Origin of the sequence: Piscinibacter sp. (assembly GCF_050175855.1) — a bacterium.
Lineage (GTDB): Bacteria > Pseudomonadota > Gammaproteobacteria > Burkholderiales > Burkholderiaceae_C > Piscinibacter.
Window position 1 is genome coordinate 1 of record NZ_JBFXIO010000442.1, and the last position, 3,827, is coordinate 3,827.

Annotated in this window: 6 protein-coding genes and 1 pseudogene; all 7 read right to left on the minus strand. The window is 71.7% G+C overall.

The window, feature by feature from the left end:
- Positions 1 to 327 (minus strand): type IV pilus modification PilV family protein (locus AB7U92_RS23415; protein ID WP_428582641.1); only part of this gene is annotated, 327 nt, incomplete at its 3' end.
- A gap of 18 nt (positions 328 to 345) precedes the next feature.
- On the minus strand, positions 346 to 1,350 hold the full coding sequence (locus tag AB7U92_RS23420) for a hypothetical protein (RefSeq protein WP_428582643.1): 1,005 nt from the start codon (positions 1,348 to 1,350) through the stop codon (positions 346 to 348).
- Between the two features lie 11 nt (positions 1,351 to 1,361).
- A complete protein-coding gene (locus tag AB7U92_RS23425) occupies positions 1,362 to 2,003 on the minus strand; it encodes a hypothetical protein (RefSeq protein ID WP_428582645.1) in 642 nt (213 codons plus the stop codon).
- Positions 2,004 to 2,015: 12 nt separating this feature from the next.
- Positions 2,016 to 2,468, minus strand: a complete 453-nt coding sequence (locus AB7U92_RS23430) for a type IV pilin protein (protein WP_428582647.1) — start codon at positions 2,466 to 2,468, stop codon at positions 2,016 to 2,018.
- 25 nt (positions 2,469 to 2,493) lie between these two features.
- Complete coding sequence (locus tag AB7U92_RS23435; protein ID WP_428582649.1) at positions 2,494 to 3,015, minus strand: GspH/FimT family protein; 522 nt, start codon at positions 3,013 to 3,015, stop codon at positions 2,494 to 2,496.
- A gap of 130 nt (positions 3,016 to 3,145) precedes the next feature.
- Positions 3,146 to 3,589: a transcriptional regulator NrdR gene (gene nrdR / locus AB7U92_RS23440; protein ID WP_428582651.1), complete on the minus strand. Its 444-nt coding sequence runs from the start codon at positions 3,587 to 3,589 to the stop codon at positions 3,146 to 3,148.
- Between the two features lie 6 nt (positions 3,590 to 3,595).
- Positions 3,596 to 3,827 (minus strand): annotated as a pseudogene (gene glyA, locus AB7U92_RS23445) (serine hydroxymethyltransferase); the annotation flags it as partial.

A 3,827-nucleotide genomic window follows, 5' to 3' on the forward strand; every position in this document is an offset into this window, starting at 1 on the left:
CTCGACGACACGCGACTTCGGCCAGGAGACGGCATCGACGCGGCGCGCGACGGCATAGCGCGGGCTGCCCAGGCCGTCCGGCTCGAGGGTGTGGGCATGGTCGGCGATGGCCGCGTAGCCGCCGAGCTGCGCGAATCCGCGCAGGCCCTCGATCTCCTGCTGCGCCAGGCGCACCGCTTCGCTGCGCTGCCGCGACAGCTCGGCATGCTGGCGCAGCTCGGGCTGCACGCGCAGCAGCGCGAGCAGGCCGATGGCCAGCACGACGGCCGCGACCATCGCCTCGACCAGCGTGAAGCCGCGCTGGCGGCGGCGATACGAAGCTTGCATGTCGGTCTCCTCGTCGGATCAGAAGTCGCGCCAGCCGCCGGGCAGGCGCACGAAGCTGCCTTGCCGGGTGCGCAGCGCGTCGAGCACGGTACTGTCGAGCGCGAGGTCCATCGAGCCGTCGCCGGCGGCTGCGCCCTCGCTGAGCAGGGCGCCGCGCACGACGGCGGCGGGCGCTGCCCAGCCGAGGCTGGCACCGTGGATCACGCCGTGCAGTTGCACCGCGCCCTGGATCTGCACGTGGCCGCCGGCCACGATCAGCATCGGCCGCTCGGGCGTGCCGAGGACGAGCGGGCCGCGCAGCAGCAAGTCGCCGGGCAGGGCGACGAGCGTGACACCATGCGATGCCAGCACGGCGAGCGCGGCACCGCAGTCGCCCTCGCATGCGAGCCGGTGCACCGCGGGCTGGCGTTGCCATTGCGACTTCGAGATCCCGAAGTGGCGTACGAAGAATGCATCGATGCTCTCGCCGGTGGCACGCAGGGTCAGCGCGGTGGCCGGCGGGTGAGGCAGGGCGGGTTGCAGGGCCAGCAGCGCCGCATGCTGTGCCGTGGCGTCGCGGTGGCTGCCGCTCGCCGTGAGGCGCACCTGTCCCGGCGTGCCGGCCGGCTCAAAGCGCAATTCGAACGCCGCGTCGCCACTTCCATCCAACGCGCCCGCGCCGCCCGGGCAGGCGCAGACCCAGCCCGTATCACCGCGCGTGCAGGCCGAAGTCGAGGCACGAGGCGTGAAGTCGGCGACCGCGGGGTCGAGATGGCGTTCGCGAAAGGTCTGCGTGGACAGCGGCGAAGGCTTGCAGTCGCTGCCGATGCGTGCGTCTTGGTTGAGCATCGCAGTGGCCCAGTCGAGCCCGGCCTCGGCGGCTTCGAACGCCGTCGCGGCGTGGACCTGGTTGGCCGACTGTCGCCACTCCACCAGCAAGTTGCGGTTCGCGGCCAGCAGCGTGATCAGCATGGCCATCAGCAGCCCCAGCGTGACGGCCAGGGTCACGGCGCCGCGCTGGTCAGATCGGTGAACTCGCTTCATGCGGTCTCTCCTCAGGCGGGGCAGGCGCCGCTCACGCCGTCGTTGCGAAGGCGCACGACGGTGTCGAGTCGGCGTACCAGCGATGGGTCGTCGGCTGCGCGGGCGGTGATGCGGATCGCGAGGCGGCGCACCTCCACCCGCGCGTCGCAGCTCGCCCCCGGCGGGCAGGGAAATGCGCAGTGCTCCAGCAGCGACACGCTGTCGACTCGCGGCTGCAGCACGAACTCGGTGACGACCAGCGTGCCGGCATCGGTCAGCGCCTGCCAGTTGCCGGCGCCCAGCAGCAGTTCGATCACGCCGCGGCGTAGGCGCAATCCGAACTGCTCGTTGCCGTCCAGGGCACCGTTCTCCACCTCATCGCGCGAGTAGGCGAACTGCGCCGCGTCGGAGGCGGCGGCCTGGGGCGCGAAGGCGGCATACGGGTTGGGCGCCGAGGCCGCCGGCGCGGCCCAGTGGCCGGCGCGGCGGATGTCCCGGGCAATCACGTCGCCGACGCTGCGCAGGTCCTGCATCAGCCGCTGGGCCGCGGTCGCGTGGCGGTGTTCGCGCCATTGCTCGGCGAAGGCCGCAAGGCCGGCCGCGGTGATGAACAGGCCCAGGGCGAGCCCGACCATCAGCTCGACCAGCGACAGCCCGGTCTGGTGTGTGCGCATCGCGGCCTCCGCTCAGAAGTTCCAGCAGCGCCGGTTGGCGGCCGCGTCGTTGGCCACGCTGGCGTCCGGGCCCGAGGCATACGTCGTCGTGCCGCCCGCCACGGTGAGGCGCAGCTGGCGGCAGGCCGCATCGCCCGCCTGCGCGCCGCGGGCCAGCGCGACGGCCACGTAGCCTTGCGCATCGGCCTCGCTGACCAACAGCTGGTAGTGACCAGCGCTGGTGTGCGCCGGCAGGCGCAGTTCGTCGAGGCTGCCGTAGCGGCCGCGGTTGGCGTACCAGCGCTCCTGCGCGATCTGCAGCTGCGTCATGGCCATCATCGCCTCGGCGCGGCGCGCCTTCTGCAGGCTGCCCTGGAAGCTCGGCCAGGCGATGCTCGACAGCACGCCTGCCACGCCCAGCACGGTGACGATCTCGATCAGCGTGAAGCCGCGTGAGCCGCGGCGCGAAGTCATCGGACGGTTCATGGTCGGTCTCCTCGGGGTGAAGCGTTCAGCAGGCGCGGTAGCCGGGTACCGCGGCCTCGGGCGAGCAGCTGCGCACGCGGCCCATCACGTTGACGACGTGGTGGATGGCGCGGCCGTCGGCAGCGGTCACGCGCCAGGTCGCCGTCGGCGTCACGGTGCCGTGCAGCGGGTCGAAGGCGATGGTGGTGGTGTTGGACTGCAGCGCGATGCGATGGCTGGCCGCCGCGCTGCGGATCAGGCTGCCGCCGGCGTCGCAGGCGGCGGTGCCGTCGGCGCTGCAGCGGCAGCTGCCGGCCGCTCCGGTGTGCAGCAGGTAGCAGCCCGCCGTCTCGTCGCGGACGACGCGCACCACGCGGTTGCGGGCGATGGCCTCGTTGCGGGCGAGCTGCAGATCGGCGGCCAGGCGCGTGGCGGCGGCGTCGAGCCGGCGGTGCTCGATCAGCCGCTGCAGCCCGGGCACGGCGGCCGTGGCCGCGGCGGCGACGATGGCGACGACGACGCCGGCTTCGACGAGCGTCAGGCCATGTTGTCCGTTGCGTGATTCCATGTCGTGCTCCGCAGATGCGATGCACGAACTCTAGGAATCGAGACCTCTTTGCGCGTCCCGCTCAGGGGCGGTGAGGCGGGCCCCGCTGCGGGGCCCCTGGCCGTGGGTTCCCCCGGGCGGGGGAGGTGTCTCAAATGTCCCGGATGAGTTGCCGGAACTCGTCCACGTCCTCGAAGGAACGGTAGACGGAAGCGAAGCGCACGTAGGCCACCTTGTCGATGCGCTTGAGCTCGCGCATCACCAGTTCCCCCAGCCGGGTGGAGCTGACTTCCTTGGCGCCGCTGTTGAGCAGCTTCTCCTGGATGCGGTCGACCGCCGCGTCGATCTGCTCCACGCTCACCGGCCGCTTGCGCAGCGCCAGCGCCATCGAGGCACGCAGCTTGGTCAGCTCGAACTCGGCGCGCGTGCCGTCCTTCTTGACGACCGACGGCAGCGCGATCTCGGCGCGCTCATAGGTGGTGAAGCGCTTGTCGCAGTGCGTGCAGCGCCGCCGCCGGCGGATCTGGTCACCCTCGTCGGACTCGCGGGTCTCGACGACCTGCGTGTCGACGTGGCCGCAGAAAGGGCAGCGCATCGCGGATCAGCGGTAGACCGGGAAATCCTTCGTCAGCGCCGCGACCTTCGCGCGCACCGCCGCGATGTTCGCCTCGTCGTGCGGCTTGTCGAGCACGTCGGCGATCAGATTGGCGGTCAGCCGCGCCTGTTCTTCCTTGAAGCCGCGCGTGGTCATCGCCGGCGAGCCGAGGCGGATGCCGCTGGTGATCATCGGCTTCTGCGGGTCGTTCGGGATGCCGTTCTTGTTGCAGGTCATG